This window comes from Nonomuraea sp. CX421, from assembly GCF_059358955.1.
This window is the reverse complement of the sequence record NZ_JCADBK010000011.1, coordinates 108,330-132,590: the sequence shown is the minus strand read 5'-3', so window position 1 is coordinate 132,590 and position 24,261 is coordinate 108,330. Positions and strand designations below refer to the sequence as shown.

26 protein-coding genes are annotated in these 24,261 nt (G+C 69.1%); 9 read left to right on the top strand and 17 right to left on the bottom strand.

Going from position 1 to position 24,261, the window contains the following annotated elements; all coding sequences use genetic code 11:
• Nucleotides 1–6: 6 nt before the first annotated feature.
• On the top strand, nucleotides 7–1,728 hold the full coding sequence (locus tag AC5L3X_RS21260) for a DEDD exonuclease domain-containing protein (protein ID WP_494859036.1): 1,722 nt from the start codon (nucleotides 7–9) through the stop codon (nucleotides 1,726–1,728).
• Between the two features lie 46 nt (nucleotides 1,729–1,774).
• The gene (locus AC5L3X_RS21255; protein WP_189125921.1) at nucleotides 1,775–2,062 is read left to right on the top strand and encodes an Lrp/AsnC family transcriptional regulator; all 288 of its coding nucleotides are present in this window, start codon (nucleotides 1,775–1,777) and stop codon (nucleotides 2,060–2,062) included.
• Nucleotides 2,063–2,587: 525 nt separating this feature from the next.
• Here the strand turns inward: AC5L3X_RS21255 and qcrB are convergent.
• From qcrB to ctaE, 4 genes are read right to left on the bottom strand one after another with little or no spacing between them, the layout of a single operon-like run.
• Entirely contained in the window at nucleotides 2,588–4,243 is a 1,656-nt protein-coding gene (qcrB, locus tag AC5L3X_RS21250) for a cytochrome bc1 complex cytochrome b subunit (RefSeq protein ID WP_494859034.1), read from the bottom strand.
• Nucleotides 4,240–5,352 (bottom strand): cytochrome bc1 complex Rieske iron-sulfur subunit, encoded by a 1,113-nt coding sequence (gene qcrA, locus AC5L3X_RS21245; protein ID WP_494859032.1) that lies wholly within the window; start codon nucleotides 5,350–5,352, stop codon nucleotides 4,240–4,242. The genes qcrB and qcrA overlap by 4 nt, the downstream gene beginning before the upstream one ends.
• The gene (gene qcrC / locus AC5L3X_RS21240) at nucleotides 5,349–6,158 is read right to left on the bottom strand and encodes a cytochrome bc1 complex diheme cytochrome c subunit (RefSeq protein ID WP_494859030.1); all 810 of its coding nucleotides are present in this window, start codon (nucleotides 6,156–6,158) and stop codon (nucleotides 5,349–5,351) included. The genes qcrA and qcrC overlap by 4 nt, the downstream gene beginning before the upstream one ends.
• 14 nt (nucleotides 6,159–6,172) lie before the next feature.
• Complete coding sequence (gene ctaE, locus AC5L3X_RS21235) at nucleotides 6,173–6,826, bottom strand: aa3-type cytochrome oxidase subunit III (RefSeq protein WP_189125925.1); 654 nt, start codon at nucleotides 6,824–6,826, stop codon at nucleotides 6,173–6,175.
• Between the two features lie 195 nt (nucleotides 6,827–7,021).
• Between ctaE and AC5L3X_RS21230 the strand changes: the two genes are divergently transcribed.
• The gene (locus AC5L3X_RS21230) at nucleotides 7,022–7,420 is read left to right on the top strand and encodes a response regulator transcription factor (protein ID WP_189126058.1); all 399 of its coding nucleotides are present in this window, start codon (nucleotides 7,022–7,024) and stop codon (nucleotides 7,418–7,420) included.
• A gap of 9 nt (nucleotides 7,421–7,429) precedes the next feature.
• Nucleotides 7,430–8,476 (top strand): anthranilate phosphoribosyltransferase, encoded by a 1,047-nt coding sequence (gene trpD / locus AC5L3X_RS21225; RefSeq protein ID WP_189125926.1) that lies wholly within the window; start codon nucleotides 7,430–7,432, stop codon nucleotides 8,474–8,476.
• 31 nt (nucleotides 8,477–8,507) lie between these two features.
• Here trpD and AC5L3X_RS21220 read toward each other — a convergent pair whose 3' ends face one another.
• The 4 genes from AC5L3X_RS21220 to ctaC form a co-directional block, all read right to left on the bottom strand.
• Nucleotides 8,508–9,608, bottom strand: coding sequence for a L,D-transpeptidase (locus AC5L3X_RS21220; RefSeq protein ID WP_494859028.1), 1,101 nt, complete (start codon nucleotides 9,606–9,608; stop codon nucleotides 8,508–8,510).
• A 240-nt stretch (nucleotides 9,609–9,848) separates the two neighbouring features.
• Nucleotides 9,849–10,262, bottom strand: coding sequence for a cytochrome c oxidase subunit 4 (locus AC5L3X_RS21215; RefSeq protein ID WP_494859026.1), 414 nt, complete (start codon nucleotides 10,260–10,262; stop codon nucleotides 9,849–9,851).
• Complete coding sequence (ctaD, locus tag AC5L3X_RS21210) at nucleotides 10,262–11,923, bottom strand: aa3-type cytochrome oxidase subunit I (RefSeq protein ID WP_494859024.1); 1,662 nt, start codon at nucleotides 11,921–11,923, stop codon at nucleotides 10,262–10,264. The genes AC5L3X_RS21215 and ctaD overlap by 1 nt, the downstream gene beginning before the upstream one ends.
• On the bottom strand, nucleotides 11,920–12,699 hold the full coding sequence (gene ctaC, locus AC5L3X_RS21205; RefSeq protein WP_494859163.1) for an aa3-type cytochrome oxidase subunit II: 780 nt from the start codon (nucleotides 12,697–12,699) through the stop codon (nucleotides 11,920–11,922). The genes ctaD and ctaC overlap by 4 nt, the downstream gene beginning before the upstream one ends.
• Before the next feature lie 199 nt (nucleotides 12,700–12,898).
• Between ctaC and AC5L3X_RS21200 the strand changes: the two genes are divergently transcribed.
• From AC5L3X_RS21200 to AC5L3X_RS21190, 3 genes are all read left to right on the top strand, one after another.
• Nucleotides 12,899–14,032 (top strand): cysteine desulfurase family protein, encoded by a 1,134-nt coding sequence (locus AC5L3X_RS21200; protein WP_494859022.1) that lies wholly within the window; start codon nucleotides 12,899–12,901, stop codon nucleotides 14,030–14,032.
• The gene (locus tag AC5L3X_RS21195) at nucleotides 14,029–14,274 is read left to right on the top strand and encodes a sulfurtransferase TusA family protein (protein WP_189125932.1); all 246 of its coding nucleotides are present in this window, start codon (nucleotides 14,029–14,031) and stop codon (nucleotides 14,272–14,274) included. Before AC5L3X_RS21200 ends, AC5L3X_RS21195 begins: the two co-directional genes overlap by 4 nt.
• A gap of 99 nt (nucleotides 14,275–14,373) precedes the next feature.
• Nucleotides 14,374–14,808 carry a CBS domain-containing protein gene (locus tag AC5L3X_RS21190; protein WP_494859020.1) on the top strand — a complete coding sequence of 145 codons (435 nt, stop codon included), beginning with the start codon at nucleotides 14,374–14,376 and terminating at the stop codon, nucleotides 14,806–14,808.
• 46 nt (nucleotides 14,809–14,854) lie between these two features.
• Here AC5L3X_RS21190 and AC5L3X_RS21185 read toward each other — a convergent pair whose 3' ends face one another.
• Entirely contained in the window at nucleotides 14,855–15,841 is a 987-nt protein-coding gene (locus AC5L3X_RS21185) for a carbohydrate kinase family protein (RefSeq protein ID WP_189125934.1), read from the bottom strand.
• Nucleotides 15,842–15,941: 100 nt separating this feature from the next.
• Nucleotides 15,942–16,295 (bottom strand): iron-sulfur cluster insertion protein ErpA, encoded by a 354-nt coding sequence (gene erpA, locus AC5L3X_RS21180; RefSeq protein ID WP_189125935.1) that lies wholly within the window; start codon nucleotides 16,293–16,295, stop codon nucleotides 15,942–15,944.
• A gap of 161 nt (nucleotides 16,296–16,456) precedes the next feature.
• Here erpA and nadA point away from each other — a divergent pair, with 161 nt between their 5' ends.
• Entirely contained in the window at nucleotides 16,457–17,608 is a 1,152-nt protein-coding gene (nadA, locus tag AC5L3X_RS21175; RefSeq protein WP_494859018.1) for a quinolinate synthase NadA, read from the top strand.
• Nucleotides 17,609–17,615: 7 nt separating this feature from the next.
• On the opposite strand, the gene AC5L3X_RS21170 is transcribed toward nadA, so the two are convergent.
• The 6 genes from AC5L3X_RS21170 to AC5L3X_RS21145 all read right to left on the bottom strand — a co-directional run bounded on the left by AC5L3X_RS21170 (nucleotide 17,616) and on the right by AC5L3X_RS21145 (nucleotide 22,425).
• Nucleotides 17,616–18,233 carry an SIMPL domain-containing protein gene (locus tag AC5L3X_RS21170; RefSeq protein ID WP_494859016.1) on the bottom strand — a complete coding sequence of 206 codons (618 nt, stop codon included), beginning with the start codon at nucleotides 18,231–18,233 and terminating at the stop codon, nucleotides 17,616–17,618.
• Nucleotides 18,234–18,465: 232 nt separating this feature from the next.
• Nucleotides 18,466–19,791, bottom strand: coding sequence for an alpha/beta fold hydrolase (locus AC5L3X_RS21165; protein WP_494859014.1), 1,326 nt, complete (start codon nucleotides 19,789–19,791; stop codon nucleotides 18,466–18,468).
• A 76-nt stretch (nucleotides 19,792–19,867) separates the two neighbouring features.
• The gene (gene pspAB, locus AC5L3X_RS21160) at nucleotides 19,868–20,425 is read right to left on the bottom strand and encodes a PspA-associated protein PspAB (RefSeq protein ID WP_189125938.1); all 558 of its coding nucleotides are present in this window, start codon (nucleotides 20,423–20,425) and stop codon (nucleotides 19,868–19,870) included.
• A 1-nt stretch (nucleotide 20,426) separates the two neighbouring features.
• Nucleotides 20,427–21,326 carry a zinc metalloprotease HtpX gene (htpX, locus tag AC5L3X_RS21155; RefSeq protein ID WP_189125939.1) on the bottom strand — a complete coding sequence of 300 codons (900 nt, stop codon included), beginning with the start codon at nucleotides 21,324–21,326 and terminating at the stop codon, nucleotides 20,427–20,429.
• 2 nt (nucleotides 21,327–21,328) lie between these two features.
• A complete protein-coding gene (gene pspAA / locus AC5L3X_RS21150; protein ID WP_189125940.1) occupies nucleotides 21,329–21,607 on the bottom strand; it encodes a PspA-associated protein PspAA in 279 nt (92 codons plus the stop codon).
• Nucleotides 21,604–22,425 carry a PspA/IM30 family protein gene (locus AC5L3X_RS21145; RefSeq protein ID WP_225263569.1) on the bottom strand — a complete coding sequence of 274 codons (822 nt, stop codon included), beginning with the start codon at nucleotides 22,423–22,425 and terminating at the stop codon, nucleotides 21,604–21,606. The genes pspAA and AC5L3X_RS21145 overlap by 4 nt, the downstream gene beginning before the upstream one ends.
• A gap of 126 nt (nucleotides 22,426–22,551) precedes the next feature.
• Between AC5L3X_RS21145 and AC5L3X_RS21140 the strand changes: the two genes are divergently transcribed.
• Nucleotides 22,552–23,163 carry a DUF3043 domain-containing protein gene (locus AC5L3X_RS21140; protein WP_225263567.1) on the top strand — a complete coding sequence of 204 codons (612 nt, stop codon included), beginning with the start codon at nucleotides 22,552–22,554 and terminating at the stop codon, nucleotides 23,161–23,163.
• Between the two features lie 9 nt (nucleotides 23,164–23,172).
• Here the strand turns inward: AC5L3X_RS21140 and AC5L3X_RS21135 are convergent, their stop codons facing one another.
• Complete coding sequence (locus AC5L3X_RS21135) at nucleotides 23,173–24,219, bottom strand: SMI1/KNR4 family protein (protein WP_494859011.1); 1,047 nt, start codon at nucleotides 24,217–24,219, stop codon at nucleotides 23,173–23,175.
• Between the last annotated feature and the right edge of the window lie 42 nt (nucleotides 24,220–24,261).

Below are 24,261 nucleotides of genomic sequence, written 5' to 3'. Positions count from 1 at the left end.
TGGTTCGTGGACGCGGTTCAAGGCACACTCGACGAGCTCGGCACCCCGCTGAGTGACGTCACGTTCGTGGTGTTCGACCTCGAGACGACCGGTGGGTCGCCGGCCGAGCACATGATCACCGAAATCGGTGCGGTCAAGGTGCGGGGCGGCGAGGTGCTGGGTGAGTTCTCCACGCTGGTCGACCCCGGCGGGCCGATCCCGCCGTTCATCTCCGTGCTCACCGGCATCACCGACGCCATGGTCGTGGCCGCGCCCCGGATCGAGTCGGTGCTGCCGAGCTTCCTGGAGTTCATCCACGGCACCACGCTGGTCGCCCACAACGCGGGCTTCGACACCCGCTTCGTCAAGGCGGCCTGCGCCGCCCACGGCTATCCGCCGCCGGCCAACCCGGTGGTCGACACCGTCGACCTGTCCCGCCGCGTGCTCACCCGTGACGAGACGCCCAACAGCAAGCTCGCCACGCTGGCCAGGTTCTTCCGCAGCGCGACCGAGCCGTGCCACCGCGCCCTGCAGGACGCCCGGGCGACCGTCGACGTGCTCCACGGGCTGATCGAGCGGGCGGGCTCCTTCGAGGTCCACACGCTGGAGGAGCTCAAGTCGTTCGTCCGCGCTCCGACGCCCGAGCAGCAGCGCAAGCGTCACCTCGCCGAGTCGGTGCCCCACTCCCCCGGGGTCTACCTCTTCGAGGACGCGCACGGCGAGGTCCTCTACATCGGCAAGAGCACCAACCTGCGCAACCGGGTCCGCTCCTACTTCACGGCCAGCGAGACCCGGCCGCGCATCCGCGAGATGGTCGGCATCGCCGAGCGCGTCCGCCACATCGTCTGCTCCACCGGGCTGGAGGCCGAGGTCAGGGAGCTGCGCCTGATCGGCGGCGCCAAGCCACGCTACAACCGCAGGTCCCGCTTCCCCGAGAAGGTCGTCTGGCTCAAGCTCACCCAGGAGCCGTTCCCCCGCCTGTCGATCGTCCGCGAGGTCAAGGACGACGGCGCCGCCTACCTCGGGCCGTTCAGCAACAGCCGCACCGCCGACGAGGCCCGCATCGCGCTGCACGAGGCGGTGCCGCTGCGCCAGTGCACCCAGCCCGTCACCCTGCGCACCCGCCGCTCGGCCTGCGTGCTGCTCGAGATGGGCCGCTGCGGGGCCCCATGCGAGGGCCGCGAGAGTCAGACCGACTACGCGATCCACGTCGAGAGCGCCCGCCGCGCCATGACGCTCGACGCCACGCCGGTCTTCTCGGCGGTGTCGGCCCGCATGGAGCGCCTGTCGGTGGAGCAGCGCTACGAAGAGGCGTCGGTCGACCGCGACCGGCTGGCCGCCTTCGTCCGCGCGGCGGCCCGCATGCAACGGCTGACCTCGATCACCAGGATTCCGCAGCTCATCGCCGCCAGCCCCGCTTTCGACGGTGGCTGGGACATCCACGTCGTCCGATACGGCCGGCTCACCGCCGCCGGTGTCATGCCGAGGGGCGCCCACCCCACGCCCTACGTCGAGTCCCTGGTCGCCACCGCCGAGACCGTCATCCCCGGCCCCGGTCCCGTCCACGCGGCCAGCGCCGAGGAGACCGAGTGCATCCTGCGCTGGCTCGAGTCACCGGGTGTGCGGCTGGTCGAGGTCGACGGCGAGTGGAGCCTGCCCGCCCACGGCGCGGCCCGCCACAAGGCCCGCATCGACCTCGCCTACCGGTCCCTCACCCCCCGGTCCCGAGAGCACCGTCCCCTTCGCTGAGCCACCGAGATGGGCGGCGCCCTCGGCGAACCGATAGGGTTGGGCCATGGTCACGGCTATCGTTCACATCAAGGCCGAAGTCGACCGGATTCCGGAGGTCGCGCAGACGATCGCCGAGATCGACGGGGTCAGCGAGGTCTACTCCATCACCGGCGAGTACGACCTGCTGGCCATGGTCCGGGTCGCCGCCTACGAGCAGATCGCCGAGGTCATCCCCGGCCGCCTCAACAAGGTGGCCGGCGTCCTGCACACCGAGACGCACATCGCCTTCCGCACCTACTCCAGGCACGACCTCGACGCGGCCTTCTCCATCGGCCTCGCCGAGTCAGACTGACCCGGGCCGCCCTCGGCACGCGATCCTCTCTGACCGGGCCTGCCACGGCACACGCTCCACCCTCTGACCGGGCGCGCCACGGCACGCGATCCTCTCTCTTACCTGGCCGCGCCACGGCACCACCGGCGCTTGGTCCGGTCCTCCTGACATCGCATCCACCACCCGGCGACCATCCCGGCAGGCGGCGATCCTCCCTGCCCCGGCCACCCCGTCGAGTAACCGGCACAGTCCCGGTCGCCCCGCCGCAGACCGACCTGTCGTCCGTGAGCGCACATCACCGACCCCTGATCTCGGCGCCGCCGTCATCCCCGATCCCGGCGCCGCCGCCATCTCCGGCGGATGGCGATCCTCCGCGTCCCGGCCGTGGCAGGGCAAGGCCCGCGGTGCCTCCGGCCCTGGTGGGCAAGGCCCCCGCGCATACGGGCGCGACGGTCCGGAGACGACGCAGCGCGGGCCCGGACATGATGTCCGGGCCCGCGCTGGTGAAACCGATCAGGGTGCGACCGAACAGGCCGCTTCAGCGCGTCAGCGCGTCAGCGACCGGTCCTCGCCCTCCGAGCCGACGCCGGCGTGCTCCTCGATCTCCTCGTGAGGATGACCCTCGTCGAGGGGGATCTTCTCGCCCCCGTACGCCTTGGACATACGGGCACGCAGCTTGCCGAGCGGACCGCGCATCCCCTTGGGCGGGATGCCCGAGGTGTCCTCGCGGACCGGCAGCATGGGCACCGGCTCCTTGCCACGCAGGTGCGCCTCGATGTCTTCGGCGGGCGGCGTGTGGATCTCGATGAACTCACCGTGCGGCAGGCGCTTGATCACACCGGACTCCACACCGTGCGAGACGACCGCGGCGTCGGAACGCTGCAGGCCCAGGCACATGCGGTAGGTGATGAGGTAGGCCAGCGCCGGCCCCACGAAAATCAGCACCCGGCCGACATAGGTCGTCCAGTTGAGGCTGACGTGGAAGAACGCCGAGATCTCGTCGTTGGCGCCGAGCAGCCAGAGCACGCCGTAGAACGTGATGGCGGCCATGCCGATCGAGGTGCGGTGCGGGTTGTTGCGGGGACGCTCGACGACGTGGTGCTCACGCCGGTCGCCCGTGACCCACTGTTCGATGAACGGATAGAGCGCCAGGCCCGTCATGATGATGCCCATCGGCACCAGGGCCGGGATGATCACACTCAGTGGCAGTGTGCCCGCGTGGGCGGTGCCGAAGAGGTTGATCTCCCAGGCCGGCATGAGTCTCAGCGAGCCTTCGAGGAAGCCCATGTAGAAGTCGGGCTGCGAACCCGCCGAGATGTCCGCCGGTGTATAGGGTCCGAACAACCAGATCGGGTTGATCTGGGCGAACGTCGCCATTCCCGCGACCGCCGCGAAGGTGAACAGGAAGTAGGCGCCGGCCTTGGCCATGAAGGCCGGGTAGAACGGCGCGCCGACCACGTTGCGGTTGTTGCGGCCCTTGCCAGGCATCTGCGTGTGCTTCTGCACCCACATGAGGACCATGTGGGCGGAGATGAGCGCCAGGAGGATGCCTGGGATGAGCAGGATGTGCAGGGAGTAGAACCGGGGGATGATATCGGTGCCCGGATACTCGCCGCCGAACAGGAAGAACGAGAGGTAGGTGCCGACCAGCGGCAGGGAGACGATCACTCCCTGGGTGATCCGCGCTCCCGCGCCGGAGAGCAGGTCGTCGGGCAGGGAGTAGCCGGTCAGGCCCTCGGCCAGCGCCAGCGTCAGCAGCAGGACACCGATGACCCAGTTGAGCTCGCGCGGCTTGCGGTAGGCCCCGGTGAAGAACACCCGGAGCATGTGCACCATCATGCCGGCCACGAACATCAGGGCGGCCCAGTGGTGCATCTGCCGCATCAGCAGGCCGCCGCGGACGTCGAAGCTGATCTCCAGCGCCGACGCGTAGGCCTGGGACATCATGACGCCCTTGAGCGGCGCGTAGGAGCCGTTGTAGACGACCTCGGTCATGCTGGGCTGGAACCAGAACGTCAGGAACGTACCGGTCAGCAGCAGGATGATGAAGGAGTAGAGGGCGATCTCACCGAGCAGGAAGGACCAGTGGTCCGGGAAGATCTTCCGCAGGTTGCGCTTGAGGAAGTTGCCTGCTCCGAGTCGGTCATCGAGGTAGCTCGACGGACCCGCGATGGCCTTGGGGACCGCTGTCAGGTCACTCATGCGTGGCCTCCCTTGGACCTGGCCTCCGCCTCAGCGTCGCCGCGCTCCCAGTAGCTGGGGCCGACCGGCACGTTGAAGTCCCCCTGGGCGATGAGGTATCCCTGCTCGTCGACCGAGATCGGCAGCTGCGGCAGCGGCCGGGCGGCCGGGCCGAAGATGACCTTGGCGCCGTCGGCGGCGTCGAACGTCGACTGGTGGCAGGGGCAGAGGATGTGGTGGGTGGTCTGCTCGTAGAGGGCCGCCGGGCAGCCCACGTGCGTGCAGATCTTGGAATAGGCCACGATGCCGTCGTGCGTCCAGTTGCGGTTGGTGCCCGACTTGATCTCGTCGGGCCTGAACTTGATCAGGATCAGGGTGGCCTTGGCGAGTGCGTTGAGGTCGTGCTCGTAGCCCTCGGGCACGACCGACAGGATGCCGCCGGGCGAGTTGAAGTCGGCCGCCCGGATGGGCTGGCCGGTGCCCTCGACGATGAGCCGGAGTGGCTTGCCCTCCTTGGTCTTCTCGCCCCAGACGGTGTGGCGCAGCGTCTCGCTGAACTTGGAGGCGGGCATCTTGGAGTTGTCGAGGTCACGCAGCAGCACCAGCGGGACCAGGCCCAGTGGCGCGGCGGCGAGCAGCAGCGTACGGCGGAGCAGCGGGCGCTTGACGAACCCGCTCTCCCTCGCGCCCTGCACGAAAGTGTCGGCGACGACCTCGCGGGTGTCCTCGTCGGAGGCCATCTCGTGGCGCTCCTGGATCAAGGAGTACTTCGGCATGATCTGGCGGACCCACACCACGATGCCGAAGGCCAGCCCCAGCAGCGCGAGCGTCAGCGTGCCGCCGAGCGCGAGGTTGGACATGCCGGTCGCCTCAGGACTGCCGACCTGGATCACCACGTAGAAGATGATGAAGGCGATCGCGGCGATGAAGGTGACCGCGAAGCAGAGCGCCACGACCTTCTCGGCCTTGCGCGCCTTGTGCTCATCCTGGAACGTGACGCCCGGGACGTCGCCCTCCTCGACCACGGGGACTTCGTCGCCGAGCATCGAGGTGCCCGGCGCGGGAGTGCCGATCACGCGCTTGGGAACGCGTTCGTCCGGCTGCTCGATCTCGTGCTCGTTGTCTGTCATGACTTCTGTCGCTTCTTCGCGGTGATCCAGATGGCGGCGAGAACCATGGCGCTGATGCCTGCGATCCAGCCTACGAGACCCTCGGTCACGGGGCCAATCCGCCCCAGGCCGAAGCCTCCGGGGTCGTTCTGCTCGCGGACCTGGGTGATGTAGGCGATCATGCTGCGCTTCTCTTCGGGGGTGATCGTCGTGTCGTTGAAGACCGGCATGGCCTGCGGACCGGTGATCATCGCCTCGTAGATCTGCGTGGGCGAGGCGTCGTTGAGGTTGGGCGCGTACTTGCCCTGGGTCAGGGCGCCGCCCGCGCCCGCCCAGTTGTGGCACTGGATGCAGTTGGCGCGGAACAGCTCACCGCCCTTGCCCGCGTCACCCTTCGCCGGGTCGACCTGCTCCTTGCCGGGCACCTGCGGGCCGCCGCCGAGCGACTGCACGTAGGCGCCGAGCTGGCGGATCTTCTCCTCGTTGACCCAGGGCGCGACCGGCTTGCGGGGCGCCTGGGCGCCCGGGTTGGCCGCGGGCATGCGGCCGGTGCTCACCTGGAAGTCGACGGCCGCCGCGCCCACGCCGATGAGCGTGGGCCCGGTGGAGGTGCCCTGGGCGTTGAGTCCGTGGCAGCTGGCACAGTGGGCCTGGAACAGGCTCCTCCCCTCGGCCACGTCATCGACCTTGCCGGACGCGAGTGCCGCGTCGGCAGGCCTGCTCGCCTGGATAAAGGCGGTGTATACCATCCCGACCAGCGCCAACGCCAAAATCAGGACGGCGTATCTCGCGAGGGGATGCCGCCGCCAAGCGGTGATCCTAGTCACAGAGATCCCGTTCCTTAACGAATAATGTAGATGGTCGCGAAAAGACCGATCCAGACGACGTCTACGAAGTGCCAGTAGTAGGACACGACGATGGCGCTGGTGGCCTGCTCATGCGTGAAGCGCTTCGCGGCGTACGTGCGTCCCAGCATGAACAGGAACGCGATCAGGCCACCCGTCACGTGCAGGCCGTGGAAGCCCGTCGTGAGGTAGAACACCGAGGTGTAGGCGTTGGCGGACAGAGTCGCACCCTCGCTCGCCAACTCGTAGTACTCGAACAGCTGCCCGGCGATGAAGACCGAGCCCATCAGGAAGCTGACGATGTACCAGAAGCGGAGCTTGCCGACCTGTCCCTTCTCAGCGGCCCACACGCCCAGCTGGCACGTCACACTCGACAGAACCAGGATGATCGTGTTGGCCGTCGCGAACGGGATGTTCAGGTGAGCGACTCCTTCAGCGGACGCGCCCTGGGGCAGGAGCGCGGGCCCCCACTCGAGGCCCTGCCCCTCGCTCACCGACCGGATGGTGAAGTACATCGCGAACAGCGCCGCGAAGAACATGAGTTCAGAGGACAGCCAGACGATCGTCCCGACGCTGACCAGGTTGGGTCTGCGAGACGAGTGTGCTGTCGTCGTCGAAGTAATTGCGGATGCTGTCGCCACGAGCAGCATTATTGCGGCTCCCGTGGTCGGTCCGGCGCACGACCCCCCGTTAGGGGGAACAAACCGGCGATCAACCTGCGATAATCGGCATAAAACCCCCCGCGAAGGCAGCGGTCTGGGATTGCACGCCGGAGCACCGGTACGATCCTGTAGACCATACAGCTACGACCGATAGTGAGTGCGACCGTGAGCACCGACGACACGATGAGGGTCCTCGTCTACAGCGACGACGCCGCCACCCGCGATGAGGTGAGGCTGGCGCTCGGCCGGCGTCCCGCCGCCGACGTCCCCTTCGTGGAGATCGTGGAGTGCGCCACCGAGCCCAAGGTGCACCAGTGGCTGGGCTCCGGCGAGATCGACGTGGCCGTCCTCGACGGCGAGACCCAGCCCGCCGGCGGCATGGGCGTCGCGCGCCAGGCCAAGGACGAGGTCTACGACTGCCCGCCGATCTGCCTGATCATCGCCCGGCGCGACGACCGCTGGCTGGCCGAGTGGTCCAAGGCCGACGCCGTCGTCCCGCAGCCGCTCGAGCCCATGGTGCTGGCCGACACCGTCGCCGACCTCATGCGTCGCCGCAACTCGACCCGACTCAACGCTAAGTAGGTGCCTTCCGTGGATGCCCGGACGACGTGGCCCGCCCTGCTGTCGGCTCTCCTCGCCGGTGAGCACCTGACCACCGACGAGACCGCCTGGGCGATGCGCGAGATCATGTCGGGCTCCGCGACGCCCTCCCAGATCGCCGGCTTCGCGATCGCGCTGCGCGCCAAGGGCGAGACCGTCGCCGAGGTCGCGGGCCTGGCCCGCACCATGCTGGAGCTGGCCACGCCGCTGCGCGTCGAGGGTCCGGTCGTCGACATCGTCGGCACCGGCGGCGACCGCGCCCACACCGTCAACGTCTCGACCATGGCCGCCATCGTGGCGGCCGCCGCCGGCGCCCGCGTGGTCAAGCACGGCAACCGGGCGGCCTCCTCCTCATGCGGCGCCGCCGACGTCCTGGAGCACCTCGGCATCCACCTCGACCTCACGCCCGAGCAGACCGCCGAGGTCGCGCGCGAGGCGGGCATCGCCTTCTGCTTCGCGCCGGTCTACCACCCCGCCCTGCGCTTCGCCGGTCCGCCGCGCAAGGAGATCGGCGTGCCGACGGTCTTCAACTTCCTGGGCCCGCTCACCAACCCGGCCCGGCCCGCCGCCCAGGCCATCGGCGTCTACGACAAGGCCATGCTGCCGGTCCTCGCGGGCGTCTTCGCCGAGCGTGGGGTGTCGGCGCTGGTGTTCCGCGGCGACGACGGCCTCGACGAGCTCACCATCGCCACCACGTCCACGGTGTGGACGGTCAGGGACGGCACGGCCACGCAGACCGTGTTCGATCCGGCCGTGCTGGGCATCCCTCGCGCCGACGCGGGGGCCCTGCGCGGCGGTGACGTGGCGTTCAACGCCCAGGCGGTGCACGACCTGGTGCGCGGCAAGACGGGCCCTGTGCGCGACGCCGTCCTGCTCAACACCGCCGCGGCCCTGGTGGCCCTCGGCGGGCCGGCCGACGACCTCGACTCGGCCATGATCGATGGATACGCCCGGGCGGTTCAGGCGGTCGACTCCGGCCGCGCCGCCGCCACGCTCGACCGCTGGGTCGCGATCAGCAACTCCCTGCGCTCCGTCTGACCCCGGCCCGCCACCGAGCCGCCTGAGCGGCTCAGAAGGTCATGGTGGGGCCGTCCTTGATGGAGCTCCACTGCAGCCACTGCTTCCAGTCCTCCTGCCAGTGGCCCCATCCGTTGGTGGGCTCCAGCGGCCTGGGCGAGCCGGTGATGATGATCGGGTCGCCGATCAGGGTGTTCTTGATGAACCACGCCGCGTTCTCCGGGCTGACGTTGACGCACCCGTGGCTGACGTTCGAGTTGCCCTGCGACCCCACCGACCAGGGCGCGCTGTGCACGTACTCGCCGCTGTTGGAGATGCGGACCGTGTTGTAGACCGTCAGCTGGTAGTAGCCGGCTGAGCCCGGGCCGATGCCGGGTGAGGTCATGACGGTCACGGGCTCGCGTGACATGGCCAGGTGGACGCCGGAGGTCGTGTGGTACTTCCAGGCGCCGCCCTGGCCCGCGCTCATCGGCATCCGGCGGATCACCCTGCCGTCGCGCTTCACGACCAGGACGTGGTCGTTGACGCTGCCCTTGGTGATCTGCGAGCGGCCGATCTTGAAGTCGACCTTGACGTCGCGCTTGCCGTACAGGCCGGTGCCGCCGCGCACGCCGGCCAGGCTGGCCTCGACGCGGACCTTGGTGTGGGCGGGCCAGTATTCGGCGGGCCGGAAGTCCACGTGCTTGTCGTCGAACCAGTGCCAGGCGCCCTTGACCGGCTGGGAGCTGTACACGACGAGGTTGCGCTCGATCGACACCCGGTCGGTGATGGGCTGGTCAAAGGCGATCATGATGGGCATGCCGACCCCGACCGTCAGGCCGGTGTCGTCCTTGTTGGGGGTGATCTGCGCGATGTCGAAGAGCTTGGTCGCCTTGACGGTGGAGAACGTGGTCGCGGACTGCTTCTCCTTGCCGTCGGCGTTGACGGCGACGCTGGTGACCGTGTAAGTGACTCCCGGCCTGGCGGTGCGGGTGCTCCGCCAGCGGGTCCCGTCGGCGCTCATGACACCCGGCAGGCCCCCTTCCTTGCCGGTGCCGGTGACCCGCACGTTCTTGAGCGTGCCGCTGTGGGCCGTCACGACCACCGCCTGGTCCGTGGGCACGTCCTTGGACCTGTCGGCGGGGAGGACCGTCGCCGAGGCGTCCGGTGCCATGGATCTGCGGGCCTCGTCGGCCGCGCTGATGCTCGAGGTGCAGGCTGTGAGTAGCGACAGGGCAAGCAGACCGGCAGATCCATGTACAAGACGTCCCACGAGTCACTCCCCCGTCCCGTTACATCCGTTCTACCTCCACTATTACCCCGCGTGATCGATTCGCCACATCCGCGTTCTGGTAAAGATCGCCAAAAAGCGGATGACCTCCACAAAGGAGGACACCCGCTTCGTTGGTCCGGCTCAGTGCGAGAAGTTGCCCCGGTAGTACTGGAACACGAACCCGATCATGGCCATGATGATCGCGAACAGGCCGATCAGGAACATCCAGAAGCCGATCACGAACCCGGCGAAGGCGAAGGCCGCCGCCAGACAGAGGAACAGCGGCCACCAGCTGCTGGGGCTGAAGAAGCCGATCTCGCCGGCGCCGTCGCTGATCTCGGCCTGCTTGTCGTCCTCGGGCTGGTTGCCGATGCGCCTGGCCGTGAACATGAGGTAGTAGCCGATCATGAACGCGAAGCCGACCGAGATGGCCATGGCCGTGGTGCCGACCGGCTCACCGACTCCGGTGGCGGCCTTGGTCCAGAACCAGTAGGCGATGTCGACTCCGGCGAAGAATAGACCGCACAACAGGAACAGCCAACCCTGAACTCTCATCAGGCCTCCACCTCCTGGGCGGACTTCGCGGTTACATGCGGGTAGTGCAGGTCGAAGGCGGGACGCTCAGACCGGATGCGCGGCAGCGAGGTGAAGTTGTGCCGCGGCGGCGGGCAGGAGGTCGCCCATTCGAGCGAGCCGCCGAAGCCCCAGGGGTCGTCGACGGTGACCTTGGGCGCGGTGCGCCAGGTCTTCCAGACGTTGTAGAAGAACGGCAGCGTCGAGGCTCCCAGCACGAACGCGCCCACCGACGAGATCATGTTGAGGTCGGCGAACCCGTCGATCGCGCTGTAGTCGGCGTAGCGGCGGGGGAAGCCGAGGACGCCGAGCCAGTGCTGGACGAGGAACGTCGCGTGGAAGCCGACGAACAGCAGCCAGAACTGGACCTTGCCGAGCCGGTCGTCGAGCATCTTGCCGGTGAACTTGGGCCACCAGAAGAAGAACCCGGCGAACATCGCGAACACCACGGTGCCGAAGACCACGTAGTGGAAGTGGGCGACGACGAAGTAGGTGTCGCTGATGTGGAAGTCGAGCGGCGGCGAGGCCAGGATCACCCCGGTCAGGCCACCGAGCAGGAACGTCACCAGGAAGCCGATGGAGAACAGCATCGGTGACTCGAAGCTGAGATGGCCCCGCCACATGGTGCCGATCCAGTTGAAGAACTTCACGCCCGTCGGCACCGCGATGAGGAACGTCATGAACGAGAAGAACGGCAGCAGCACCTGCCCGGTCGGGTACATGTGGTGCGCCCAGACCGTGATGGACAGGCCCGCGATGGCGATGGTCGCGGCGACCAGGCTGATGTAGCCGAAGATCGGCTTGCGGCTGAAGACCGGCAGGATCTCGGTGATGATGCCGAAGAACGGCAGCGCGATGATGTAGACCTCGGGATGGCCGAAGAACCAGAACAGGTGCTGCCAGAGCAGCGGCCCGCCGTTGTCGATGGCGAAGATATGGGTGCCGAACTTACGGTCGGCCTCCAGCGCCAGCAGCGCGGCGGCCAGCACCGGGAAGGCCATCAGCACCAGCATGCTGGTCAGCAGGATGTTCCAGGTGAAGATCGGCATCCGGAACATCGTCATGCCGGGCGCCCGCATGCAGATGATCGTGGTGATGAAGTTGACCGACCCGAGGATCGTGCCGAGACCGGACAGCGCCAGACCCATGATCCACAGGTCACCGCCCAGGCCCGGCGAGTAGACCGAGTCGGACAGCGGGGCGTAGGCGAACCAGCCGAAGGAGGCGGCGCCGTTGGGGGTGAAGAAGCCCGAGACGGCGATGATGCTGCCGAACAGGTAGAGCCAGTAGCTCACCATGTTGAGCCGGGGGAACGCCACGTCGGGCGCGCCGATCTGCAGCGGCATCAGCTCGTTGGCGAAACCGGCGAACAGCGGGGTCGCGAACATCAGCAGCATGATCGTGCCATGCATGGTGAACAGCTGGTTGAACTGCTCGTTGCTGGTGAACTGCAGCCCCGGCTGGGCCAGCTCGGCACGCATGACCAGCGCCATGATGCCGCCGATCAGGAAGAACGCGAAGGACGTGATCAGGTAGAGGTGTCCGATGATCTTGTGATCGGTGGAGGACAGCCACTTGGCGATCACCCGGCCCTTGGGAGTGGGCCTGGCCGTCGTCGCGAGTGGTTCTTGGATGGCGGTCACTGGGCACTTCCAGCCTGGGTCGCGATGTACTGGTCGAACTCAGCCTGCTTGACGAGCTTCACGTTGAACAACATGCGGCTGTGGTCGACACCGCACAGCTCGGCGCACCGACCGGCGTAGACGCCGGGCTTGTCGAGCGTGGTGATCTCGAACACTCGGCCCTTGTTGTTCTCGGGAACGCCGGGGATGACGTCCCGCTTGAACAGGAACTCCGGCACCCAGAAGGAGTGGATGACGTCGGGGGACTCGAGCTCGAACTCGATCCTCTTGCCCACCGGCAGGACCAACTGGGGGCCGGCCGTGTAGTCGCTGACCGGCTGGCCGACGACGGGCTGCAGCGTCTTGCCGCCGACCGTCGTCGTGAAGCGCCAGCTCCACTGGAACGCCTCGACCTTGACCTTGACGTCCGGACTGCCGGAGACGAACTCCAGGTCGCGGCTGTCGCGCGCGGTGAAGAAGAAGAACACCGACACCATGACCAGCGGGACCAGGGTGTAGAGCATCTCGATCGGCAGGTTGTAACGAACCTGCGGCGGAAGCTCGGCCTTCGCCCGTCGCTTGGTGTGGAAGATGCACGCCCACACGATCAGCCCGATGACCACGCCACCTGTGGCGAGTGCGGCGATCCAGGCACCGTTCCACAGACTCTGGACCAAGTCACCCTGGGTGGTGATGGGGTCCGGAAGGAGGCCACGAGACCAGTCGGCCTCGGGAATGTCATTAGCACACGCCGTAACGGAGGCCAGCAGCAACGCCAAAGCGGCGGCGCGCGGCACTCCGCGCCGGGCCAACGAACGCCGTGTCGAACGGCGAGTCGGACTCACGGATCGCCTACCCCACAAGTGAAGCCCAAGAGTCACTCTTGGGCGCTCGTATTTCCAAATGCACAGCTGATTGCTGACACATTAGCGCGCAAGGGCCCCGCCCCTCCGCGCGCCCCCTCGATGGCGCGCCGGGAGTGGGACCATAGGTCACGTGGCGTACTTCGACGCGGCCTCGACCGAGCCGCTTCACCCCCAGGCGCGCGAGGCGCTCCTGGCGGCGATCGACGTCGGCTGGGCCGACCCCGCGAGGCTGTACAACCAGGCCCGCCGTGCTCACCTGCTCCTGGAGCAGGCCCGCACGGAGGTGGCCGAGGCGCTCGGCGCGCGCCCGGACGAGGTTTCGTTCACCTCGTCCGGCACCCAGGCCGTGCATCTCGGCGTCCTCGGCACCCTACACGGCAGGCGGAGGGCCGGGCGCCATCTGGTCACGAGCGCGGTCGAGCACTCCAGCGTGCTGCACGCCGCCGGGGTGCACGAGCGCGACGGCGGCACGGCCGAGACCGTGGGGGTGGGCCTGACCGGACGGGTCGACCTCGAAGCCTTCGCCGCGGCCGTGGCCGGGCACGACACCGCGCTGGCGTGCCTGCAGACGGCCAACCACGAGGTCGGCACGCTGCAGCCGGTCACCGAGGCGGCCGAGATCTGCCGGCGGCACGGGGTGCCGCTCCTGGTGGACGCGGCGCAGACGGCGGGCCGGATGCCGATTCCGCCCGGCTGGTCGGTGCTGACGGCCAGCGCCCACAAGTGGGGCGGTCCCGCCGGGGTGGGCGTGCTGGCGGTGCGCAAGGGCACCAGGTTCCGCTCGTTCCTGCCGGAGGACGAACGCGAGCGCCGCCGCGTGCCCGGGTTCGAGAACGTTCCGGGGATCGTCGCGGCCGCGGCGGCCCTGCGGGCGATGACGGCGGAGGCGGCGCAGGAGTGCTCGCGCCTGTCGGCGCTCGTCGACCGGATCCGGGAGACCGTACCCAAGATCGTCCCCGATGTGGAGGTGATCGGTGAGCCCGTGGACCGGGCGCCGCACATCGTGACGTTCTCCTGCCTGTACGTCGACGGCGAGGCGCTGCTGACCGAGCTGGACAAGGCAGGGTTCGCCGTATCGTCCGGAAGCTCGTGCACCGCTAGTACGCTTCGTCCATCGCACGTTCTGGAAGCGATGGGCGTGCTCACCCACGGTAATGTCCGGGTCTCACTGCCCAGGGGCGCGTCCGCGGCGGAGGTCGACAGGTTTCTCGCCGTGCTGCCCGGCCTGGTGCGGCGGATCCGTCAGGACGCAGGAGTCGAATGACAGAGGTTACTCAGCCGGCGTTGACGATCGACGCGCTCGGGAAGAAGTGCCCGATCCCGATCATCATGCTCGCGGAGCAGATCAACCATGTGCCGCTCAACGCTGTGGTCTCGGTGCTGGCCGACGACCCGGCGGCCTACACCGACGTCCCAGCCTGGTGCCGCCTGAAGTCCCACCGTCACGTGGGCTCCTACGAGCTGCCCGGCGGCGGCTGGGCCATCCACGTACGGCGCAACTACTGAGACTCGGCGGCCCCGGAATGCCGTCCGAGTTCGTGGCAGGCCGTCCGATCTGGGTACGACCTCCCCTGGGGACATCACCGACTTCCAGGGGGAAACCAGATGAACACGGGACATTCACACGAGACCGCCCGTGACCTGATGCATCCGGGCGCTGAGTGCCTGCCCGCGCACGAGACGCTGGACCGGGCGGCGCAGCTGATGCGCGACGGCAACGTCGGGGCGCTGCCCGTCTGCGACTCCGACGGCCGCGTGACAGGGATCATCACCGACCGCGACATCGTGGTCAAGTGCGTGGCCGAGGGGCACGATCCGGCCAACGTGCGCGCCAGCGAGCTGGCCGCCGGGCTGGTCTCGGTGTCACCCGACGCCACGGCCGAGGAGGCGCTCACCCTCATGGAGGAGCACCGGATCAAAAGGCTGCCCGTGATGGAGAACGACCGCATCGTCGGCATGATCAGTGAGGCCGACCTGGCCAGGCACCTGCCGGACGACCAGCTCGCGGAGTTCGTGCACCGCGTCTACGCGAGCTCCTGAGCGATCGATCTCCCCGCCGCGCCGGGCGCGGCGGGGAGACGCGCGTTCAGGCGTGGTGGCAGCGGACGACCGCGGCCACCTCGGCGGCGGCGTCGGCCCCGTAGGCCGCGCCGAAGCGCTCAAGGAAGACCTTCTGCCCGAGTTCGTACTCCTGGCCGCCGACGCGCTCCAGCACGTGGGTGGCCGTCAGGTTGCCAACCTGGCCGCACCGTTCGAGAGGCAGGCCCCACGCCAGGCCGGCCAGGAAACCGGCGCGGAACGCGTCGCCGACGCCGGTCGGGTCGGCCTTGCCCCGCTCGGGCGCGGGGGCCACGTGCAGAGCCGGCTCACCCTGGCGTTCGATGACCGCCCCCTTGGGACCGAGCGTGGTGACGCGGACACCGACGCGGGACAGGATCTCTCCGTCGGACCAGCCGGTCTTCTGCTCGATGAGACCCTTCTCGTAGTCGTTGGAGAACAGGTAGGCAGCGCCGTCGACGAGGTCGCGGATCTGCTCGTCGGCCATGCGCGCCAGCTGCTGCGAGGGGTCGGCGGCGAACGGGATGCCGCGCTGACGGCACTCGTCGGTGTGGCGCAGCATCGCGTCGGGGTCGTTGGGGCTGATCAGCACCAGGTCGAGCCCGCCCACGCGGTCGGCGACCGGCCCGAGCTCGATCAGCCGCGCCTCGGCCATCGCCCCGGTGTAGAACGAGGCGATCTGGTTGTGGTGGTCGTCGGTGGTGCACAGGAAGCGCGCCGTGTGGTGGGTGTCGGAGACGTGCACCGAGACGCAGTCGACACCATGGCGCTCCAGCCACGAGCGGTAGTCGGCGAAGTCGTCGCCGACCGCCCCCACCAGGATCGGGGTCAGGCCCAGGCATCCCATGCCGAAGGAGATGTTCGCCGCGCAACCACCGCGGCGGATCTGCAGGTCGTCGACCAGGAACGACAGGGACACCCGGTCGAGTTGCTCGGCGATGAGCTGATCGCCGAAACTCCCCGGGAAGGTCATCAGTTGGTCGGTGGCGATGGAGCCGGTGACGGCGATGCGCACGGGATTCTTCTTCCTCGTTGTCAGCAGGCCAATTGAGCCTCACGAGGATACGGGAAGGTCCCGCCCGCACAAAGGCGAACGGGACCCGCCACGACGTGGTCTAGTTGAAGGAGTCGCCACAGGCACAGGACCCCGTGGCGTTGGGGTTGTCGATGGTGAACCCCTGCTTCTCGATCGTGTCGACGAAGTCGATGGACGCGCCCATCAGGTAGGGGGCGCTCATCCTGTCGGTGACCACGCTCACGCCGCCGAAGTCGGACACCACGTCGCCGTCCATCGAACGGTCGTCGAAGAAGAGCTGGTAGCGCAGGCCGGAGCAGCCGCCGGGCTGCACGGCCACGCGCAGCTGCAGGCTCTCCTCGCCCTGCTGCTCGAGCAGGCTCTTGACCTTCGCGGCGGCCGCGTCGGTCAGGATCAGGCCCTGCGTCGTGGTCTCGCTGCTCTCAACCGCCATCTGCTGACTCCCTAACCCGGCTGTCTGTTTCCGACGTCCTACTTAGACGCTACCAACACCAGCCGGTCGTCTAACATTCCCCGGCCCAGTGACCCGAAATAAACCGCCCGCGACCATGTGCCATGATGGAATCGTCACTTCGACGATAAGGGGGTACGGCCATGGCCACCCAGACTGGACTGCCGCTCTTCGTTCTCGGCCAGGACGCCGATCCGCACTCCGAGAAAGGCGTGGACTGCCCGGGCGAGCTGCCGCCCGCCTCCGACCCCGGGCTGGTGGAACGGGTGCGCAAGGCCAAGGAGGCGCTCGGCGACCGGCTGTTCGTGCTGGGCCACCACTACCAGCGTGACGAGGTCATCCAGTTCGCCGACGTGACGGGTGACTCCTTCAAGCTGGCCCGGCAGGCCGCCGCCCGGCCGGACGCCGAGTTCATCGTCTTCTGCGGCGTGCACTTCATGGCCGAGTCCGCCGACATCCTCACCGGCGACTCCCAGAAGGTGATCCTGCCCGATCTGGCCGCCGGCTGTTCGATGGCCGACATGGCCACGTTCGACCAGGTCGAGGAGTGCTGGGAGGCGCTGGAGGACGCGGGCCTGGCCGATCAGGTGATTCCGGTCACGTACATGAACTCCAGCGCCGACATCAAGGCCTTCTGCGGCCGCAACGGCGGCGCGGTGTGCACCTCCTCCAACGCCCGCCGGGCCCTGGAGTGGGCCTTCGAGCAGGGAGACAAGGTGCTGTTCCTGCCCGACCAGCACCTTGGGCGCAACACCGCCGTCCTGGAGATGGGCCTGTCGCTCGACGACTGCGTGGTGTGGAACCCGCACCGCCCCGGCGGCGGTCTCACGCGCGAGCAGCTCGACCGCGCGCGGATGATCCTGTGGAAGGGCCACTGTTCGGTGCACGGCCGCTTCACGGCCGAGTCGGTCGACGACGTACGCCGGCGCATCCCGGGCGTCAACGTGCTCGTCCACCCGGAGTGCCGGCACGAGGTGGTGCTGAAGGCCGACCACATCGGCTCCACCGAGCACATCATCGCCACCCTCCAGGCCGCGCCGTCGGGGTCGAGCTGGGCCATCGGCACCGAGCTCAACCTGGTCAAGCGGCTCGCCCGGATGTTCCCCGACAAGAACGTCTCGTTTCTCGACCGGACGGTCTGCTACTGCTCCACGATGAACCGCATCGACCTGCCGCACCTGGTGTGGGCTCTGGAGTCGCTGGCCCTCGGCGAGGTGGTCAACCAGATCACGGTCGACGAGGACACCACGCACTGGGCGAAGGTCGCCCTGGACCGCATGCTGGCCCTGCCGTAGGCGCCGCCTATTCGCCGAAGGCGTAGACCACCCGGACGCCGACCGTCAGGGTCTGGCGTCCGGGGCTGACCGACGGCTGGGCCTCGGCGGCCATCGTCGAGTAGGCCATCGGCTGTGGTCCGCCCCGCATCTCCTCGGTCACCGAGACCACCCGGCCGAGCGGCCGTCCCGCCAGCTCGGCGTACTGGGCCGCCTTGGCCGCGGCGTCGCGGAACGCGCGGACCCTGGCCCGGCCGAGCGTCTCGGCCGGATCGGACAGCTCGAACGCCACCCCGCCCAGCCTGGCCGCCTCGCCCACGCCCGCGACGGTGTCGATCACGCTGTCGGCCCGCGACAGGTCACGCACCACCGCCTCGACGCCCTGCGCCGCCCGGTAGGCCGAGACCTTGGGGTAGGCGTCGTACTCGGGGCCCAGCGACAGCTCGCTCGTGCGCAGGTCGTCCGCGGCGATCCCGGCCGCGCGCAGCGCCTCGGACAGGCGGGCCGCGGCGGCCCGGACGGCGGCGAACGCCTCTCCCGCCGTGGACCGGCGCACCTCGACTCCCGCGCTCAGCCGCATGACGTCGGGCGCGGCGGAGACGGAGCCCTCGCCGTCGACGGCGATCTGCTCGTGTTCGGTGTTCACGTGCACCCCCATGGGATCATAGGACGGTCAGCGTGTGCCCCTGGTGTAGCCACCGAGACGTGAACCCCCGGCCGCAGGGCGGCGAGGTCCGGCATTCCACCCCCCAATATGGCGTCTTTTTCGCCATTGTGGTGGGTGCGCCATCCTACGTCCGCCCTCCACGACCGCATATCCCGTCTGTCCGGAGGGGGCCGGACGTGTCTTCCCCTTTCCGGTCCGTGCGTCAGCGGCCTCAGACCGCGTCGACGATCGCGCCGGGATCGTCGAGCTCCACGTGGCGTCCGGAGCCGGGCAATCGGACGAGCTTGGCGTCCAGCTCGCCGGCCAGCCGTTCCCCGTACGGGTCCTTCGGCCCCACGCTGATCACCGTCACCGGCACATCGGGCATCGGGTGATCGGCGCGGACGGCGCGCAGGTCGGCGGCCATGCCACGGCAGGCCAGCCACTCCCCCACCGCCGCGGCCAGCACCGGCCCATCGCCGTGGACGCGGTCGCGGTCGTCGAGGCCGGTGCGCAGCCGATGGACGGCCGGGCCCAGCAGCCGCGCGACGGCGGCGGCCCCCCACGTGCGGCCCAGGACGGGCAGCCAGCGGCCGAAGGCCCGGCCCAGGACCGTACCGCACCGCCCGTCGCCGGCGGGGCGGGGGGCGACGAGCACCAGCTTGGAGACGCGCATCGGGTGCAACCGGGCGAACGCCTCCGCGTGCCAGGCGGCCACCGAGTGGGCGACCACGGTGACCTGTTGGGGATGGGCCGGGGCCAGCGCGGCCAGCCGGGCCGCCTCGCCGTACAGGGTGAGGGGGGTGGGCGAGGCCGGGCTGAGCCCCAGGCCGGGACGGTCGAAGCGGATCACCCGGTGGCTCCGGGCCAGTTCGGCGGCCACCCGGTCCCAGTGGAACCAGGCGCCCGCGAGGCCGGCGGAGACCAGCACGGCCGGACCGTTCCCCTGCTCGATCACGTGCGGCCTCGCACCGCGATCCGTGGCTGCGGGACCGTCGGCGGACGAGGGCGGGTCGGCGGTGAGGAGGCGGAGGGCGACGTACACGAGCCAGACGGCGAGCAGCGCGACCTGGGCGCGCTGAGCCAGGCCGGTCAGGTAGCCGGTCGCGGTGGCGGTGATCGCCAGCCCGGTGACGCCCAGGGACAGGCCCGTGAGGAGCCAGGCCGGCCACGTCCGCCAGCTCAGGCCGAACAACGCCATGACGGCCAGGACGGCGACGGAGGCGAGCACGCCGACGACGGCGTGGATGTGGTGCGACCACGACAGCGCGCTGTGCTCGCAGGCCGGGTCGCTCAGCACCGCGCAGTCGAGAGGGAACACCCCGCTCATGATCAGCAAGCCGCCGAGAACGGCGAACGCCAGCCAGCCGGGCCACTCACGCCGGGCGCGGGGCACCAGCGCCACCCCGGCCAGACAGGCCACCCCCGTCAGCGCGTCGGCTGAGCGGAACAGGCGGGTCCACGGCTGGTCACGGGCCGCCAGCTCGCTGATGTGGCCCGCGATCCGGTCCACTTCGGGGCTGGTGAACTGGCCGGTCACCCACGCACTGGACAGCACTGCGGCGACAATGAACGCAGAAGCCGCAAATCCCACCAATCTTCGCTCCACGCGATCATTAGATCACTATGCGTATTTAGAGCCCCGGGGCACCCCATACTGGGAACCATCGCCCCAGATCCTCCTCAAGCGGAAGCTCGGTGGAAAGCACCCCCCTGACCTGGAGTTCGAGCGCGTTGTCGCGGCGCTGCCCGGGAAGCGGGGCGAACGGATAGAAGGTGCCCCGCTTGTAGAGGTAGACGATCGCGAGCCGCCGCCCCTCGGGGTCGGCGAACGACGCCAGCGAGCAGAGCAGCGACGGGCCGAACCCGGCGCCCTCCAGCGAGGAGTTGACCGCGTGCAGCTCGGTCACCAGGTCGGAGAGGGCGTCAGGCGGGCGGCGCACCTGCAGCCAGGTGTAGCCGTAGTCGTCGTCGATATCCTCGACGCGCTCGCCGAGCAGCGCCTTCACGTCGCGTTCGAGGGTGGCGAAGGCTCCTCCCTCGGCGGCCCGGAAGGCGACCGAGCCGAGCCCGGTGGGCTCCAGGCCGGTGGCGGCCTGCAGGGTCACGGCGGCGGACGGGAGCGCGAACAACGCGTCGAGGTTGGGCTTGACCGGCTTGGACCGGCCGAACAGGGCGTCGAGCCAGCCCATGTCAGCCCCTTCCGAGCTGGGCGGAGATCTTCGAGAGCTGGTCCAGGCGGCGGTCGAGCGGCGGGTGGGTGGAGAACAGTGCGGCCATGGTCGCGCCCGGGGCGAGGGCGGGAGCGAAGTAGAAGGCGTTGAACGGCTCGGCCTCACGCAGGTCACGCGTCGGGATGCGGGCCATGTCGCCACTGATCTTGACCAGGGCGCTGGCCATGGCCGACGGCCGCTGGGTGAGCAACGCGCCCGCCCGGTCGGCGGCCAGCTCCCGGTAGCGCGACAGGGCACGGGTGAGCAGGAAGCTGACGGCGTAGACCACGACCGACACCAGCATGATGATCAGGCCGATGGGCAGGCCGCCCTGGCCGTTGCCGCGCCGGGAGCCGAGGCCCGAGTAGAGGGCGACCCTCGTCATGAGGCCGGCGAGGATGCCGAGGAACGAGGCGATCGTCATGACCGCCACGTCGCGGTGGGCGACGTGCGAGAGCTCGTGGGCCAGCACCCCTTCGAGCTCCTGGGGCTCCAGGCGGCGCAGGATGCCGGTCGTCACGCAGACGACGGACTTCTTCTGGTTGCGGCCGGTGGCGAACGCGTTGGGGACGTCGGAGTCCGCGATCGCCACCCGCGGCTTGGGCATGTCGGCCATGGCGCAGAGCCGGTCGATCATGCCGTGCAACTCGGGAGCCTGCTGCGGCGAGACCTCCCGCCCGCCCATCGCGAACAACGCGATGCGATCGGACAGGAAGTACTGCACCAGCAGCACGACCACCGCGATCAGCAGCACGGTCACCGCCTGAGCGCCCAGGGCGATCAGGACGCCGACGAACACCACGTAGAGCAGGCCGAGCAAGAACATCGTCACGAGCATGCGGCGGGTCAGGCCGCTGTCGGACGCGAACCGGGAACTCATGTCTAGCCCGGAATCAGGCCCTGATCGCCCAGCATCTCCCGGACCTCCTCGATCGAGGCGTCCGCGGGGGGAAGGATCAGCTCTGACGGCTCAAGACTGTCGTCGGGCAGCGCCTTGCCGACATGGCGCACCTTGTCGAGCAACGCGTGCAGCTTCTCGCGGAAGACGGCTTCGTCATCGGTCTCGATCGCCGTCTCCAGCTCGGTGTCGAGCTCGTTGAGGACGCCGATGTCGTCGGCCGAGATCTCCACCTGCCCCTCGCCCATGATTCTGACGATCATGCGCCCTCCCCCGGCTGGCGCAGCTGCTGCGTCGGCTGCTGTTGCTGCTGCTGCTGAGGCTGCTGTTGCTGCTGAGGCTGCTGCTGGCCCTGCTCGATGGCGCCCTGCGGAGCGGGGCCCTGACCGAGCTCGGACTTCATCCTGGCCAGCTCCAGCTCGACGTCCATGCCGCCGCCCATGCGGTCGAGCTCGGCCTGGATGTCGTCGCCACGGGTGCCGCTATAGTCGTCGAGCGCGCCGCTGGCGAGCAACTCGTCGATCGCGCCGGCCCGCGCCTGCATCTGCGCGGTCTTGTCCTCGGCACGCTGGATGGCCAGACCGACGTCGCCCATCTCCTCGGAGATGCCGGAGAACGCCTCGTTGATGCGCGTCTGCGCCTCGGCCGCGGTGTAGGTCGCCTTGATGGTCTCCTTCTTGGTGCGGAAGGAGTCGACCTTGGCCTGCAACCGCTGGGAGGCCGTGGTCAGCTTCTCCTCCTCGGCCTGCAGATTGTCATGCTGGATCTTCAGGTCGCTCATCTGCGTCTGCAGATTGGACCGGCGCTGCAGCGCCTCACGAGCCAGGTCCTCACGCCCCACGGACAGCGCCTTGCGGCCCTGCTCCTCATAGCGCTTCGCCTGCTGCTCAAGACCGTTGATCTGCAGCTCGACCCGCTTACGCGAGGTGGCGACGTCCGCCACGCCCCGACGCACCTTCTGCAGCAACTCGAGCTGCCGCTGATAGGAATAGTCGAGGGTCTCGCGTGGATCCTCCATCTTGTCCAAGGCCTTGTTGGCCTTGGACTTGAAGATCATTGAAAGTCTCTTCATCACGCTCATGCGCGTCGGCCGTCCCCTTCTTAGGTCGTGCTGGTGTTCACCCAGTGCAGCGCAGCCGCCTTGGGATTACCCTACGCATAACGCACGAGGGCGTCACTAAGTTGCAGTCCAGGTAGGGTTGGCATCGTGTTGCGACGCCGTTCCCAAACCTCCGTGGACGACTCCCCCGTCCCCATTGACGATCCTAAGCCCCAGGGTAAGGGTCGTCCCACACCCAAGCGCCGAGACGCCGAGAGCCGAAGGCGCCAGCCGGTCACGGCCCCCAAGGACCGCAAGGAGGCCTACCGGCAGTCACGCGCCAAGCAGGCCGCCGAGCGTGAACGGGCCCGCAAGGGCATGCTCGCCGGTGACGAGCGCTACTACCCCGCGCGCGACAAGGGCCCGGCGCGCAAGTTCGCCCGTGACTGGGTCGACTCGCGCCGGCTGCCGAGCCAGTACTTCCTGCCGTTCTCGATGCTCATCCTGCTGGCGACGTGGGTTCCGTGGCCCGCGGACATCAGGCCGCTGATCCTCAGCAGCGTGATCACGATCGGCTGGCCGATCATGATGGTCGGCGTCCTGTTCACCTCGATCTACGTGGCCTGGCGGATGAAGCGGCTGGTGGCCGAGAAATACCCGGACGAGAGCCTGCGGGGCGTCGGCTTCTACGCCGCGATGCGCGCCCTGCAGATCCGCAAGCTGCGCTTCCCGCCTCCCACGGTGCTGCCGGGCGGCAAGCCCGTCCCGCCGAAGAAGTAGCGCCGAGCCTCACCTCGGCGGCGTCCAGCGCAGGACGCCGCGCGTCACCCGCGGCGTCCATCCGGCGACCTCGCCGCCCCGCTCCAGGGCGTCGGCGGTGGCGCGCAGGAGCGCGTGATAGGACGGCATCGCGGGAGACGTCCTGCCCGTGACCAGGTCGTCCCAGCCGACGCCGCCCGTCCGCGAGTCGATCAGGCCGTATCCCCTGTCGGAGCGGTACGCGAACGGGATCATCCCACCGTTCCACCGGTCCTCGAGCGGCCCCTGGCGCAGGTCCGCGGAGTCGCGACGGCACAGCTCGCGCCAGCGGTCGCGGATGTCCCGGACGCTGGACGAGGGCGCGGTGGCGCCCAGGCCGAACGCTCCGGTGCCGTTGTGGCGCAGCAGCGAGGCGCGCAGGTCGTCGGGGAGGTCCAGGCCCATCTGCGCTTCGGCGATCGCGATCGTCCGTGCCCGGCCCGGCCGGCCGAGCGTGGCATGGGTTCGCGGCGCCCGGGTCTCCAGCCAGCGCTCGATGCGCCGCCACTGCCGGTCGACGGCCCTCTTCACCTTCGGATCGACCGGGCGCACCACCACCGGGCGGCGTCCGGGAGCGCACGCCGGATCGGGCGCGGAGGCCGATGACGTGGAGGCGGGCGGCGCGGTGGCGGATGGCGCGGTAGCGGATGGCGCGGTGGCCGACGGCGTGGCCGATGACATGGGCGATGACATGGCCGATGGCGTGGAGACGACCGGATCCGGAGCGACGGGATCCGCGGCCGGCTCTGGAGCGTGCTCGGAGGTCGGTTCGAGGGCTTTCCCCCACACCTGCTCGCCCGACGTCGCCACCCGGGTGGAGAACACGAGGACCGCCACGGCGAGCGCGCTCACCCCGAACAGCGCGGGCCAGGTCCGCCTCGTCCGCCGCACCGGGCGGCGGGGCAGGCCGGCGGGGATGACATCCCCCTGCTCCTGCTCGGTCCGCCCGTGCTCCGGCAGGCGGGCACGGCGGCGCAGCCGTACCGCTATCGCGGCCAGGATCGCGCCGGTCAGCGCCAGCCGTACGAGCTTCACCACGTCAGGCACCTTATCCCGAAACGGATCAGCTGACCGCTTAAG